Origin of the sequence: Aeromicrobium sp. HA, from assembly GCF_027171405.1 — a bacterium.
In the GTDB taxonomy this organism is placed as follows: domain Bacteria; phylum Actinomycetota; class Actinomycetes; order Propionibacteriales; family Nocardioidaceae; genus Aeromicrobium; species Aeromicrobium tamlense.
The window spans coordinates 697,627-711,395 of sequence record NZ_CP114372.1 but is presented as its reverse complement, the minus strand read 5'-3'; the positions used below and the strand labels follow the sequence as shown (position 1 = coordinate 711,395).

Annotated in this window: 6 protein-coding genes; 1 reads left to right on the top strand and 5 read right to left on the bottom strand. The window is 73.3% G+C overall.

The window, feature by feature from the left end; genetic code table 11:
• Positions 1-121: 121 nt before the first annotated feature.
• The 4 genes from acpS to O3S82_RS03395 all read right to left on the bottom strand — a co-directional run bounded on the left by acpS (position 122) and on the right by O3S82_RS03395 (position 11,755).
• Entirely contained in the window at positions 122-538 is a 417-nt protein-coding gene (acpS, locus tag O3S82_RS03410) for a holo-ACP synthase AcpS (RefSeq protein ID WP_269305528.1), read from the bottom strand.
• Entirely contained in the window at positions 529-9,513 is an 8,985-nt protein-coding gene (locus O3S82_RS03405) for a type I polyketide synthase (protein ID WP_269305527.1), read from the bottom strand. Before O3S82_RS03405 ends, acpS begins: the two co-directional genes overlap by 10 nt.
• 272 nt (positions 9,514-9,785) lie before the next feature.
• Positions 9,786-10,541 (bottom strand): SDR family oxidoreductase, encoded by a 756-nt coding sequence (locus O3S82_RS03400; protein WP_269305525.1) that lies wholly within the window; start codon positions 10,539-10,541, stop codon positions 9,786-9,788.
• Positions 10,538-11,755 (bottom strand): acetyl-CoA C-acetyltransferase, encoded by a 1,218-nt coding sequence (locus tag O3S82_RS03395; protein ID WP_179426116.1) that lies wholly within the window; start codon positions 11,753-11,755, stop codon positions 10,538-10,540. Before O3S82_RS03395 ends, O3S82_RS03400 begins: the two co-directional genes overlap by 4 nt.
• A gap of 89 nt (positions 11,756-11,844) precedes the next feature.
• On the opposite strand from O3S82_RS03395, the gene O3S82_RS03390 reads away from it, so the two are divergent.
• Positions 11,845-12,447, top strand: a complete 603-nt coding sequence (locus O3S82_RS03390) for a TetR/AcrR family transcriptional regulator (protein ID WP_179426118.1) — start codon at positions 11,845-11,847, stop codon at positions 12,445-12,447.
• Between the two features lie 12 nt (positions 12,448-12,459).
• Here O3S82_RS03390 and O3S82_RS03385 read toward each other — a convergent pair whose 3' ends face one another.
• The gene (locus O3S82_RS03385; protein ID WP_269305521.1) at positions 12,460-13,683 is read right to left on the bottom strand and encodes an MFS transporter; all 1,224 of its coding nucleotides are present in this window, start codon (positions 13,681-13,683) and stop codon (positions 12,460-12,462) included.
• Between the last annotated feature and the right edge of the window lie 86 nt (positions 13,684-13,769).

Below are 13,769 nucleotides of genomic sequence, written 5' to 3'. Positions count from 1 at the left end.
CCCCCGCCGCCGGGCGGTGGGAAGCCCTGTTCGCCGACGGCACCATCCCCGCCGGCCCCGAGACGTGCTCCCTTATCGACGTCTCAGACGTGCTGAAAGGTGGAAATCGGAGCACATCTCGCTAGGGGCGGGACAGCGTCACCATGGCGATCGCGGCCGGGCCGTCGTGGCTGAGGCTGACGTGCACCGTGACGTCCTCGAGGTGCTTCGCGACCTCGCCGAGGAGGCGGATGCGGGGCCTACCCCAGGCATCGCGGATGATCTCGATCTGGTCGTGCACGTGCTCGCCGACCGGCGGCGGACTCCCCCACAGCGACTCCGACCAGGCCTTGATGAACGCCTCCTTGGCGGCCCAGCGGGCCGCCAGGGACGCCATCTCCTGATCGGGGGTGCGACGCCCGGAGCCAGAAGGAGAGCTCCGGGCGTCGCGGCGCTCGGCAGCAGTGAAGGCGCTGCCCGCGCGGGTACCCGGCTGCCGATGCTGCTCGGCGAATCCGGGCACGTCCACGAGGTCGATCCCCGTGCCGATCACCGGCACGCGTACACCCCGTCCTCGCCGAGGCGACCGCTGTCGTCGAGCAGCAGCGCGGCCTCGCGCTCCCGCACGCCCGAGTCGCCCAGGCGGCGGTCCGCCGGGCGCCGGTACAGCGCGTCGCCTCCGTACATCGCGTCCACGAGGCGCGTGCGACCCTCGATGCGGCGACGCTCCGCCGCCTCGAGGTAGCGGTCGCGCTCGTCGGCCGCGAGCGACTCCACGAACGCCTGCGCGTGCACCACGGCGATGAGGCCGGCCACGTGGCCGAAGCCGAGGCTGGTCAGCAGGCCCGCCTTGAGCGGACCGGTCGCCAGCGGCTCGCGCAGCCACACGAGGTGCTCGTGCTCGGCCAGGTCGTCCATGACGCAGTCCAGGCTCCGGTTCGGCGGCACGACGCCGCCCTCCAGCACCTGGCACAGGCCGATGAGCTGGAACGCCGCGGCGCCGCCCTTCGCGTGGCCCGTGAGCGTCTTCTGGCTCATGACGTACAGCGGGTTGCCGTCAGAGCGACCCAGCGCCGCCGCGAGCCGCTCGTGCAGCTCGGACTCGTTGCGCTCGTTGACGCCCGTCGACGTGTCGTGCTTGGACAGCACGCCGATGTCGTCGGCTCCCACGCCCAGCGCGGACAGCGACCGGGCCAGCTGCGACTCGCGCCCACCGCGGCCCGCGGCCAGGGCACCGAGGCCCGGCGCCGGGATCGAGGTGTGCACGCCGTCGGCGAACGACGCCGCGTAGGCGACGACGCCCAGCACCGGCAGGCCCATCCGCGCGGCCAGGTCGCCGCGGGCCAGCAGGATCGTGCCGCCGCCCTGCGACTCGACGAACCCGCCGTAGCGGCGGTCGTTGGCCCGGCTGAAGTAGCGGTCCTCGAGGCCCTTGGCGGCCATCGCCGCAGAGTCCGCGGTGGCCGACATGTCGCCGAAGCCCACGATGCCCTCGACCGAGAGGTCGTCGAAGCCACCGGCCACGACGAACTCGGCCTTGTTCAGGCGGATCTTGTCGACGCCCTCCTCGACCGACACGGCGGTCGTGGCGCAGGCGGCCACCGGGTGCACCATCGCGCCGTAGCTGCCCACGTAGGACTGCACCACGTGCGCGGCGATGACGTTCGGCAGCGCCTCCTGCAGGATGTCGTTCGGCTTCGCCTCGCCCAGCAGCGTGTCGATGTACAGCGAGTGCATCGACGTCATGCCGCCCATGCCGGTGCCCTGGGTGTTGGCGACCAGCGTCGGGTGGGTCCAGCGCATCAGCTCGGACGGGGTGAAGCCCGACGAGAGGAACGCGTCCACGGTGCAGACGAGGTTCCACAGCGCCACGCGGTCGACGGCCTCGACCATCTCGGCCGGCACGCCCCACACCGTCGGGTCGAAGCCCGTCGGGATCTGGCCGCCGACCGTGCGGGTCAGCTTCATCTTGCGCGGCACGCGGACCTGCGTGCCCGCCTTGCGGGTGACGGTCCACTCGCCCTCGGCGTCCTGCGCGATCACGGTGTGCTCGGGGTCGGCGTCGCGCATGGCCTGCGCCTCCGCCTGTCCCGAGACCGTGAAGGTCAGGTCCTGGTCGAGGTAGACCGACGCCAGCAGCGGGGCGCTGTTGTCGACCATGTCGCCGTCGTCGGCGTACCGGCGCACGCCGACCCGCTCACGGACGGCGTCCTCGTAGCGGTCGGCGATCTCGTGCTCGGGCACGGCCTCGCCGGACTCGGCGTCGTACCAGCCGCGGTTCGTCGCGTCCCAGCTGAGCAGGCCCGTGGACCACGCCAGCTCGAGCACGCCGGCGGCCGAGAGGGTGTCCTCGACCTCCATCTCGAAGCGCGTGCGCGCCGAGCCGTACGGGCCCAGCTCGCCGGCGCCGACGATGACCACGAGGTCCTCGGGGCGGGCGGTGACCTCGGCCCACTCGGGCGTCTCGACCCGGTCGAGGCGCGACGGCGGCGCGGGCAGCGCCGGGATCGTCGCGGTGTCGTCGGACGAGGGCTCGTCCTTCTCGAGCACGACCTGACCGGCGAGGGCCTTCATGTCGAGGTCGGCCTCGCCGAGACCGCCGGTGAGGTCGAGCGTCAGCGGACCCTCGGTCGCGCGGACGCGGGCCTCGGGCGTGCAGGCCTCGAGCAGCGCGGCGGCCATCTCGTCGGGCGACCAGGTGCGGACGCCGGCGGCCTCGACGGCCTCGACCAGCGGGTCGTTGCCGCCCATGAGGCCCGTGCCGCGGACCCAGCCGATGATGGCGTGGGCCAGCGTGACCTTGTCGGCCCAGCGCTTCTCCGAGCCCCACTTCGTGACGAGCGCGTCGAGCGCGGCCTTGGCCTCGCCGTAGGCACCGTCGCCGCCGAACATGCCGCGGTTGGGCGAGCCCGGCAGCAGCACGTGCAGGCGGGCGTCGAGGTTGCGGTCGGTGACCGACGACGACAGCGCGCCGACGAGTCGCTCGACCGACCACAGCAGGATGCGCATCTCGAGCTCGGCGCGCGGGCCGGCCTCGGTCGCGTCGCCCATGACCCGGCCGGCCGCGAACGGCACCAGCAGGGTCGGGGTCAGCGACGGCTTGGACACCGTCGTGACACCGGCGGCGGTGCGGGACTGCTCGGCCCCGATCCACTCGACCAGCGCGTCCACGTCGGCGAACGACGCCAGGTTGGCGGGGACGACCCACAGCGTCGCGCCGGCGCGGGCCGAGCGGCGGTAGAGGTCCTTGAAGAACGCGAGCTTCCGCGGCGCGAGCGACGAGGTGGTCGCCACGACCGTGGCGCCGCCGGCGAGCAGCTCGCCCACGACGGACCCCGCGATGGAGCCGTCGGCGGCACCGGTCACGACCGCGACCTCGCCGGCGAACGCTCCCGGCGTGGTGTCGCGGGCGTCCTCGGCGATGCGGGCGAAGCGCTCGTCGCCGGTCCGCGCGAGCCAGTGCTCGGCCTGCTTGGCGACGACCTCGCCGGTGCCCGCGAAGGAGCCCGTGACCTCGTCGCCGTGGGCCAGGCGCGCGAGGTCCTCGCGTGCCGACGCCCAGCGGTCGTCCAGGACGACGGCGTGCTCGGCGTCGAAGACGCCCGCCGTGGCCTTGATCCAGTCCGAGCCCAGCTCGGCCTCGACGCGCTCGACGACCGCGGCCGCCTGCTCGTCGGGCTCGACGGCCTCGGGCACGTCGACCAGGTCGAGGTGCTCGAGCACGAGGCGCGCGGCCGAGGCGAGCACGCCGTCGCGACCGGTGATGGCCGCCGTGAACTCGCCGAGCGCCGCCGCGTCGATCGTGGCGCCGTCTCCGCCGCCGGCCGACGGCATCTGCACCGTCACGCCGTGGCGCGCGGCCACCGCCTGGACCGCGGCGTCGATCGCCGCGTCGACGTCGCCGGCCGAGGCGATGGTCGCCTCGCCGAACGCGCCACCGCGGACGCTCTGGCCCTCACGGGTGACCATGGCCAGCTCGGCCAGGACGTGCGACGCCCAGCCGGCGCCGAGCTGCCACGCACCCGTGACGCGCTCGGCGACCGCCGACTGCTTGCGACCCGTCGGGCCGAGCACCTTCTTGAGGTGGTCGCCGAAGGCCTCGCCCAGGACGGGGCCGAAGGGCTTGTAGGTGCGCGCGAGGGCGTCGACCTGGCCACCGAGGGTGGTGAGGTCGGCCTCCGCGGCGCCGTCGATCGCGCCGAGCGACAGCTCGCCGCCGAGGTCGATCAGCAGCTGGTTGCGGCGGCTGGAGGCGCCGTCGGTCAGCGACTCGATCGTGTCGGCCGCGCCGAGCTGGTCGAGACGCAGCTTCGTCCACCAGGCGATGAGCACGCGGGTCGCGTCGGCCGCCGAGAACGGCAGGTCGGCGGCGGTCTGCGTGACCGGTCCGCCGGCGGGAGCCGCGGCCGGGGCGGCCGCCTGCGGGGCCGTCTCGGTGGCGGTCGCCTCAGGAGCCTCCGGGGCATCGTCCTCCACCGGCGCCGGGTCCTCGTCGGTCCCGTAGACGGCGGCGGCGTCGCGCTCGACGTTGAGCACCTCGACGCGCGGGTAGCCGGGCAGCTTGAGGGTGCCGGAGGCGAGGTTCGCGACGGTCGGGGCCGAGCCGACGCCGACCTCGACGAAGCGCTCGACGCCCAGTCCGCCCTCCTCGACGGGGGTGAACATGAGGTCCTGCGTCTCGATCCAGCGCACGGGGCTGGCGAACTGCCAGGCCAGCAGCTCGATCAGCAGGTCGCGGCACAGGCGGCCCGGGTCGTCCGACCGCGGGACCGTGGTGCCGACGTACTGCTCGACCTCGCGGATGAACTCCTCGTCGAGGCTGAACGGCCGCGGCACGAGGTTCGGCACGTAGCGGCCCTCGAGGATCGACGGGTCGATCGTGGGCGGCAGCAGGTCCTGCAGCTTGTGGCGGAAGTCCGGCACGCCGCCGTGCAGCACGCGGCTGTGGAACGGCACGTCGATGCCGGGCACGAGGATGAACGCGGCCTTGCCGCCGAAGCGGTCGCGGCGCTCGGCCACGTCCTTCTCCAGCGCCTCGAGTCCACGCACCGTGCCGGCGATCGCGTACTGCGAGCCGCGCAGGTTGTAGTTCACGATCTGCAGGAACTCGCCCGACGCCTCACCCACGCCCTCGACGTAGTCCTTGACCTCGTCGTCGGCCAGGCCGATCTGCGAGGGACGGATGGCCGCGAGACGGTAGTCGCTGCGGCCCTTCTCGTCGCGCGGGACCAGCGTGTGCATGACCGAGCCGCGCTGGAAGACGACCTCCACGACGGCCTCGAGGCTGATGACGCCCGAGACCGCGGCGAGCGCGTTGTACTCGCCCACCGAGTGGCCGGCCAGCACCGCGCCGTCGACGAACGCGCCGCCCTCGCGCAGCTCGGCCATCTGGGCGGCGCCCAGCACGGCCATCGCGACCTGCGTGAACTGCGTCAGGTAGAGCACGCCCTCGGGGTGGTGGTGCGTGACGCCGCGGACGGTCAACTCGGTCGGGTTGTCGCGCACGACCGTGAGGATCGAGAAGCCGAGCGCCGCCCGCGTGTGCTTGTCGGCGCGGTCCCAGACCTCGCGCGCCGCGGGGCAGCGCTGGTAGCCGGCCATGCCCATGCCGGGGCTCTGGATGCCCTGGCCGGGGAACGCGTACGCGGTGCGGGGCGCGTCGAGCACGGCCGAGGCGGCCATGACGATCTCACCATCGGCGCGCACGGTCACGTCGAGCACCTCGCGGCCGTGCGAGAGGCCCACGCGGTCGGCGCGGATCTCGACGTCGGCACCGGGGCGGACGGGCGCCATGAAGCGCGTCGTCCAGCCGGCGATACGTCGGCCGGTCTCGTCGGCCACGGCGTGCTGCGCGGCGGCCGAGGTCCACATGCCGTGGACGATCGGCTCGCCCAGGCCCGCGAGGCGGGCGGCGGCGACGCTCGTGTGGATCGGGTTGTGGTCGCCCGTGACCGCGGCGAAGGAGCCGAGGTCGGACGGGGCGGTCACGGTCACCTTGGCACGCGTGCGACGCGGGGTGTCCTTGAGCTCGTCGTCGCCCAGGGCGCCGCCGGCGCGCGCCGGGTCGGCGAGGGCCGCCGCGCCCGTGCGGCCGCGGATGGCGAACCGCTCGCGCATCGTGGCGACGTCGCCGACGGTGACGTCGACGGTGACGACGCGACCGTACTGCGACTCCTCCACGTCCACGAGCGCGGCGCGGACCGCGAGCGGGGTGCGCTCGGTGGGGAGGACCTGCGTGGTGATCGCGTGGTCGAGGTGGACCAGGTCGAGCATGCCCTCGACGACCGGCAGGCCGTCGGCGTTGCGGGCGGCGCCGATGACGGCGAACACGGCCGGCCAGGCGAGCCCCACGAGCACGTCGGGCACGCGGTGGCGGCCCAGCACGAGCGGGCCCGCGCTGACGGCGGCGTGGTCGGCGGCGAGGTCCGGATCCCAGTCGACGTCGAGGTGGGCGACGCCGTCGGAAACCTCGGGCAGCTCGCCGGCGACGGCGCCGCTGACGATCTGCGCCATGGCGGCGACGGCGGCGTCGGTGGAGACGACCGGGGCGTGGCCGCGCGAGGCACTGGACGGGACCTCGATGCGCAGGGTCAGGTCGCGGCCCTGGCCCAGCGGCACGGTCAGGTCGACGGCCGAGTCGCCCGCGGTGGACAGGCGCGCGCCGGTGGCGGCCTGCTCGGCGGTGTCGGCGTCGGTCAGCACCCACTCGGCGCCGAGGCGCTGGACGGGGTTCGTGACCGTGCGGCCGGCCCACGCCACGTCGGGCGCGGCCAGGACGACCGCGAGCGGCGAGGACAGGTGCGCGTCGCCCTCACGGCGACGGCCGGGCACCCGCTGGGGCGCGCGGCCCGAGGCGAGCAGGGCGTCGACGGCGGCGTCCTCGAAGCGCTGGAGCAGCTCGGCGACGGGCTCGTCCACCCGCGTGATGCCGGCGACGCTCGCGGTGCCGGGGATGATGCAGACCTCGTCGGCGCCGTAGCGCGGGTCGTGCGCCTGCCACAGCGAGTCCGAGCGCCACCAGCGGCGCACGTCGGCGTCGATGACGGGCACGAAGTTGACGGGCTTGCCGGCGCGGCGGCAGACCTCGACGAAGAAGGCCTCGTCGGCCGGGTGCAGCGTCACGGACGCGGCGTCGGCGTGCGCCTCGAGCAGGCGCGCGAGGGCGGCGGGGCCGTCCTCGACGTCGGAGGCCTCGGGGAACAGCGTCGCGATCTCGCCGCGGTCCTGCGTGGCCAGACGGGCCTCGGCCCGCTGGAGCATCGCGTGGAAGCGGTCGCGCAGCGACACGTCCAGCCACTGCGCCGAGCCGTCGGCGGCGGTGCCGGAGAGCTCGACGAAACGGCCCAGCCACTGGGCGTACGTCATCGTGGCGACGTCGCCGAAGTACGGCTTCGCGGTGCGGTCGAGCGCCTCGACGATCTCGTCACGGCGGGCGGCCACGGCCTCGGCGTCGCCGGCGACCTCGTCGAGGAGACGGCCGGTGCGCGAGGCGGTGTTGTCGATCTCGTGGATGTCGGCGCCGAGCTGGCTGCGGCCCGAGGCCATGCCGTTCTTCGCGGTGCCCGCGCCCACCCAGGCGCCGGTGCCGCGCGTCTCGACGAGCAGCTGCTTGACCTCGGGGGCCGTCGTGGCCTCCAGGGTCGCCATGGCGGCGGTGCCGACGAGGATGCCGTCGACGGGCATGTCGGGGAAGCCGTGGCGCTGGGCCCACGTGCCGGTCAGCCACGCGGCCGAGGCCTCGGCGGTGCCGATGCCGCCGCCGACGCACAGGACGACGTTCGACTGCGCGCGCAGCTCGCCGTAGGTGGCCAGGATCAGGTCGTCCAGGTCCTCCCACGAGTGGTGACCGCCGGCGCGGCCGCCCTCGACCTGCACGATCACGGTGCGGTCGACCTTCTTGGCGATCGCGAGGACCTCGCGGATCTGGCGGATCGTGCCGGGCTTGAACACGACGTGCTCGATGCCGGCCTCGGTCAGCTCGTCGACCAGCGCGACGGCCTCGTCGAGCTCGGGGATGCCGGCCGTGACGATGACGGCGTCGATGGGGGCTCCGGCGGCGCGGGCGCGCTGCACGAGGCGGTTCTGGCCCAGCTGCAGGCGCCACAGGTAGGGGTCGAGGAAGAGCGAGTTGAACTGGTAGGTCGCACCCTCGTCGAGCAGCTCCTCGAGCTCGGCGACGCGGGCCTCGAAGATCTCCTCGGTCACCTGGCCACCGCCGGCGAGCTCTGCCCAGAAGCCGGCGTTGGCCGCCGCGGCGACGATCGGGGCGTCCACCGTCGTCGGCGTCATGCCGGCGAGCAGGATCGGCGACTTGCCGGTGGCACGGGTGAAGCCGGTCTCGACGGCGGTCGAGCCGTCGGGCAGGGTCACCAGGCGCGGCGCGAACGCCGACCACGCCACGGGGCGCGCCGGCTTGGCGCCGGAGATGGTGAGCTCGCGGTGGCCGCGACGGGTCGTGGGGGCGACGAGTCCGGCACCGCGCACCTTCGTCTCGGTGGCGCTCAGGCGCGAGGCGAGGTCGGCGGGGCCGAGGTCGAGGACCCACTCGGCGCCGGCGTCCAGTGCGGAGGTGATCGAGGCGACCCAGTCGACCGGGTCGACGATCGCGCGCTGCGTGGCGCTGCGGGCGTGCTCGGCGTCGATGCCGATGCGGGCGGCCCAGCCGGCCACCAGCTCGGTGGTCTCGGCGAGGTCGGGGTGGTGGAACGCGAGCGAGGACTCGACCGGCTCGATCACGGGCGAGAACGGGGCGCCTCCGGTGACCTTGCGGTCGCGCTCGTCCTTCTCGCGGGCGGCCTCCTGCTCGAGGCGGGCGGTGGCCGCGTCGAGGGCGGCGGCGGGACCCGACAGGACCACGGCGCGACGGCCGTTGCGGATGTGGCAGACGGCGCCCGTACCCTCCACGAGCTCGGCGACGCGCTCGGGGACGACTCCCGAGACGGCGAGCATCGTGCGGCCGAGCAGGCCGCGGCGACGGCCGACGAGCTGGGCGGCGGTGCCGATGAGGCGGGCCAGCGCGAGCACCTCCACCTCGGGCACGCCGGCGAGCGCCTCGGCGGCGAGCACGCCCTGCGAGTGACCGGCGACGGCGACCGGCGGGTGCGCGGTGACGTCGAGGCCCTGGCGGGCGAGGGCGTGGAGGCCGGCCAGCTGGGCCAGCGTGATGCCGGGGACCGAGGCGGCCGGCGCGGCGACGTCGGCGCCCGCGGGCAGGCCGGGCGCGTCGTCGTCCTCGGCGGACTCCCCGACCGCCAGGACGTCGACCCACGCGACGGGATCGAAGGCGACGCCGGCCCGGGCGAGCTCGGCGGCGACGGGCGCGAGGAGGCCGTCGGAGCGGCGGACGAGGTCGGCGACCTCCGCGTCGAGCGCGAAGTCGCGGACGAGGTCGGCGAGCGGCGTCAGCCAGTCGCCGCCCTGCCCTCCGAGGACCAGGGCCCACGGCGTGCCGGAGCGGAGGTCGTCGAGGAGGCTGTCGGTGCGGCGGTCGCGCGTGGAGGGCGCGTGGAACACGGAGGTGTCGAGCGTCGTCATTCCCCTATCGTGACACAAACATGAGGCTTTCCTCATCTTTGACCCGAGGGTTTCCTCATGTTTTAGATCACATCGCGGCCCGTGGTGCGTGGCGGGTGTGGCGCGAGAGGTTCAGGCGACGTGTAACTGCTAGTTGCACACAGGATTGTTCACATGTGGGGACAAGATCTCCGCCAGACCGTCATCTGAGAGCGGTTATGTGCAGGATTTCGCAAATCGACGGCGAAGGGCCCCGGGACCGAAGTCCCGGGGCCCTTCGTCTCAATCGGTGGTCAGACGCCGCCGGTGAGCAGCAGTCCGCCGTCCACCGTGAGGCACTGGCCGGTCACCCAGGCCGCGTCCTGCGAGAGCAGGAACGTCGTGACGCCCGCGATGTCCTCGGGCAGGCCGAGGCGCTTGAGGGGGTACGCCGCGGCGACCTCCTCCTCGCGACCCTCGTAGAGCGCACCGGCGAACCGGGTCTTCACGACCGCGGGAGCGACCGCGTTCACGCGCACGTTCGGAGCCAGCTCGAGCGAGAGCTCCTGCGTGACGTGGATGACCGCGGCCTTCGACGCGCCGTACATGCCGATCATCGGCGCGGGCTTGAGACCGGCCACCGACGCGATGTTGACGATCGCGCCACCGTGGTCCTTCAGCGAGGCGTTGTACGCCTTCTGCGCCCACGACACCGCGGCGAGCACGTTGACCTCGAAGATCTTGCGACCCGCGTTGAGGTCCATCTCGATCATGGGGCCGTAGGTCGGGTTGATTCCGGTGTTGTTCACCAGGAAGTCCAGCCCGCCGAACTGCTCCACGGCCTTCGCGATGGTCTCGTCCTGGTGCGCGGCGTCGTCGGCCGCACCCGCGACGTACGCCGCGTTGTCGGGACCGAGCTCGGCGACCGCGGCCTCGAGGGCCTCGGTCTTGCGCGCCGTGATGACGACCTTCGCGCCGTCGGCCACGAGGCGCTGCGCGACCCCGAGGCCGATGCCGCGCGACGCGCCCGTCACGATCGCGACCTTGCCGGCGAAGCGACCCTCGGTCACGAAAGACGCTCCAGCACCATGGCCATGCCCATGCCACCGCCGACGCACATGGACTCGACGCCGAACTGCTTGTCGTGCCACTGCAGCGAGTTGATCAGCGTGGACGTGATGCGGGCGCCGGTCATGCCGAACGGGTGGCCGACCGCGATGGCGCCGCCGTTGACGTTGAGCTTGTCCATCGGGATGCCGAGCTCACGCGCCGAGCCCCACGCCTGGACCGCGAAGGCCTCGTTGATCTCGTACAGGTCGATGTCGTCGATGCCCATGCCGGCGTGCTTCAGCGCGGCGGGGATCGCCTCGACCGGGCCGAGGCCCATGATCTCGGGCGACAGGCCGGTGACGGCCGTGGACACGATGCGCGCGAGCGGGGTCAGGCCCAGCTCCTTGGCCTTGGTGTCGGACATGATCACCACGGCGGCGGCGCCGTCGTTGAGCGGGCAGGCGTTGCCGGCGGTGACGGTGCCGTCGGGGCGGAACACCGGCTTGAGGCTGCTGACGGCCTCCAGCGTGGTGCCGGCGCGCGGACCGTCGTCCTTGTTCACGGTCGTGCCGTCGGGCAGCGTGACCTCGGTGATGTCCTTGGCCCAGAAGCCCTCCTCGATGCGCTGCTCGGTGAGGTTCTGGCTGCGGACGGCGAACTCGTCCTGCTCCTGGCGGCTCATGCCCAGGTGCTGCGCGACGTTCTCGGCCGTCTGGCCCATCGCGATGTAGAGGTCGGGCAGCTCGCTGTTGCCGCGGGGGTCGACCCACGTGTCGGCGCCGCCCTCGGCGCGCTTGGCGGTGCGGGCGATGGCCTCGGCGAACAGCGGGTTCTCGGTGCCCGGAATGTCGGCGAAGCCGTTGCCGAAGCGGCTGACGGTCTCGACGCCGGCGGAGATGAACGCGTCGCCCTCGCCGGCCTTGATCGCGTGGAAGGCCATGCGGGTGGTCTGCAGCGAGGAGGAGCAGTAGCGGTTGACCGTCACGCCCGGCAGGTGGTCCATGCCCGACAGCACGGCGACGGCGCGCGCCAGGTTGTGGCCGGCCTCGCCCGCGGGCTGGCCGACACCGAGGTGCAGGTCGGTGATGTCACGACGGTCCAGGCCCGGCACCTTGGCCAGCGCGGCCTCGATCATCTGGACGGTCAGGTCGTCCGGACGCATGTCCTTGAGGGATCCCTTGCCGGCGCGGCCGATGGGAGAGCGCGCGGTGGAGACGATGACTGCTTCGGGCATGATGTAGGCCTTTCGAATGTGTCGACGGGGCGACCCGCCGATGACTAAGCGCTTGCTTAGTGTGACATTCCTGCGTCATGCTGTCCACCATGACCACCGACGCCGCGAACGGTCGCGATCGATCCGCCACGACGCGCGAGCGCCTCCTTGCGGCGGCCGTCGAGGCGTTCGCCACCTCGGGCTTCGCCGGCACCACGACTCGCGACATCGCGTCCCGTGCGGGCATGAGCCCGGCGGCGGTCTACGTGCACCACGCCACCAAGGAGGAGCTCCTCTTCGAGATCTCCCGGCGCGGCCACCGCAGCGCCGTCGAGATCATCGAGAAGGCCTCGCAGTCGGCGTCCGACCCGGCCGAGCGCACTCGCACGATGGTCGCCGAGTTCAGCCGATGGCACGCGGTCAACAGCCGCGTCGGCCGGATCGTGCAGTACGAGTTCGACGCCCTGACCCCCGAGCACCGCGCCGAGATCGCCGAGTACCGCCGCGCGATCGAGGCGCTCATGCGCGAGGCCCTCGAGGCCGGCGTCGAGGCGGAGGTCATGACCGTGGCCGACCTCAAGGGCACGGCGCTCGCGCTGCTCTCCCTCAGCATCGACCTGGTGCGCTGGTATCACCCGGACGGGCCCACCACGCCCGACGAGATCGCGACCCTGCACGGCGAGCTGGCCCTGCGGATGGTCGGCGCCGCCTGAGCGTCGCCGACCTCAGCGACGCTCGACGCGCGTCAGCGGAGCCCGGCAGACGAGCGCGAACAGCGAGGCCAGACCCAGCACCGCCGCGCAGACGACGATGTTCCCGCGACTGCTGATCGCGTCGGCGAGGACACCGCCCGTCGCGGTGCCCAGTGCCACTCCGGCCATGCTGCCGGTCGAGCCCCAGGCGAAGACCTCCGTGACCCGGCCCTCGGGCGCCGACCTCCCCAGCAGCTCGTAGAACGCGGCGAACATCGGAGCCGCGGGCAGCCCCGCCAGGAGGAGGGTCAGACCCAGGACGAGCGACGTGGTCGCCGCCGCGACGATCAGATGGGTGAGTGCGAGCGCGGCGAGGAAGACGATCAGGCGACCGGCGAGTCGGCCCCGGCCCGCGGCTCGGAGGTTGACGAGCCCGCCCACCAGACTGCCCGTCGCCCAGAGCCCGTAGAAGACGCCGATCAGGTGGGACGCGTCGAGCTGGGCGGAGCGGCGCACCACCGCGACCTCGAGGATGCCGATCGCGATGCCGACGGTGAACGTCACGGCGACGAGGATCCAGACGGTCGCCGGGAATCGGCTCGGGGTCCCCATCACCGGGCGGCTCGACCGGCGCGAGGCCGTCCGGGACTCCGGCGTCAGCGCGAACACCGTCGTGAGCACCAGGACGAGACCCGCCGCCAGGCCCAGTGCCTCGTGAGTCCCCCGCACCGTCGCCCAGGACACCACGGTCAGGGGACCGAGGATGAACGTCACCTCCTGCAGTGACGCGTCCAGGGACAGCATCCGGCTGAGGTCCACCGGACCGAGCCGCTCGTTCCAGATCGCCCGCGCGCAGACCGCCAGCGGCGGCTGGGTCAGGCCCGTCACCGCGGCCAGGGCCACGGGCACGGCCGGAGCGATGCCGTGCGGCAGCGCGGACAGTCCGACCATCATGGCCGCAGCGACGACCGTGACGGCGAACAGCGGCATCGTCTGGCCCCAGCGGTCGATGCCTCGACCGACGACGGGGGCCCCGACCGCGATGCCGAGGGCGTAGGCCGCCGCCATCAGCCCGCTGACGGTGTAGGTCTGCCCGAGCGTCAGTCCGTGCAGGACGATCACCAGGCCGAGGGCGCCCGCCGGGACCCTCGCGAGGAAGCCGAGGACCAGCGTCCTGACGGCCGTGGCCGGCAGGCCGAGGATCTGCCTCGTCTCCGGGCCGCGGACCTCCATCGGTCTCGACCCGGCGCGCTCCATCACCGCACCCTACTTGAGTTCGACTTCAACTTCACCGAACTCGTCGGGTCCGATCGCGCGGTCCGGACATGACGAAGGGGCCCGCG

Coding starts and splice junctions, on each gene's coding strand:
- O3S82_RS03385 (WP_269305521.1), bottom strand. CDS start 13,683: ATGGAGCGCGCCGGGTCGAGACCGATGGAGGTCCGCGGCCCGGAGACG.
- O3S82_RS03405 (WP_269305527.1), bottom strand. CDS start 9,513: ATGACGACGCTCGACACCTCCGTGTTCCACGCGCCCTCCACGCGCGAC.
- O3S82_RS03395 (WP_179426116.1), bottom strand. CDS start 11,755: ATGCCCGAAGCAGTCATCGTCTCCACCGCGCGCTCTCCCATCGGCCGC.
- O3S82_RS03390 (WP_179426118.1), top strand. CDS start 11,845: ATGACCACCGACGCCGCGAACGGTCGCGATCGATCCGCCACGACGCGC.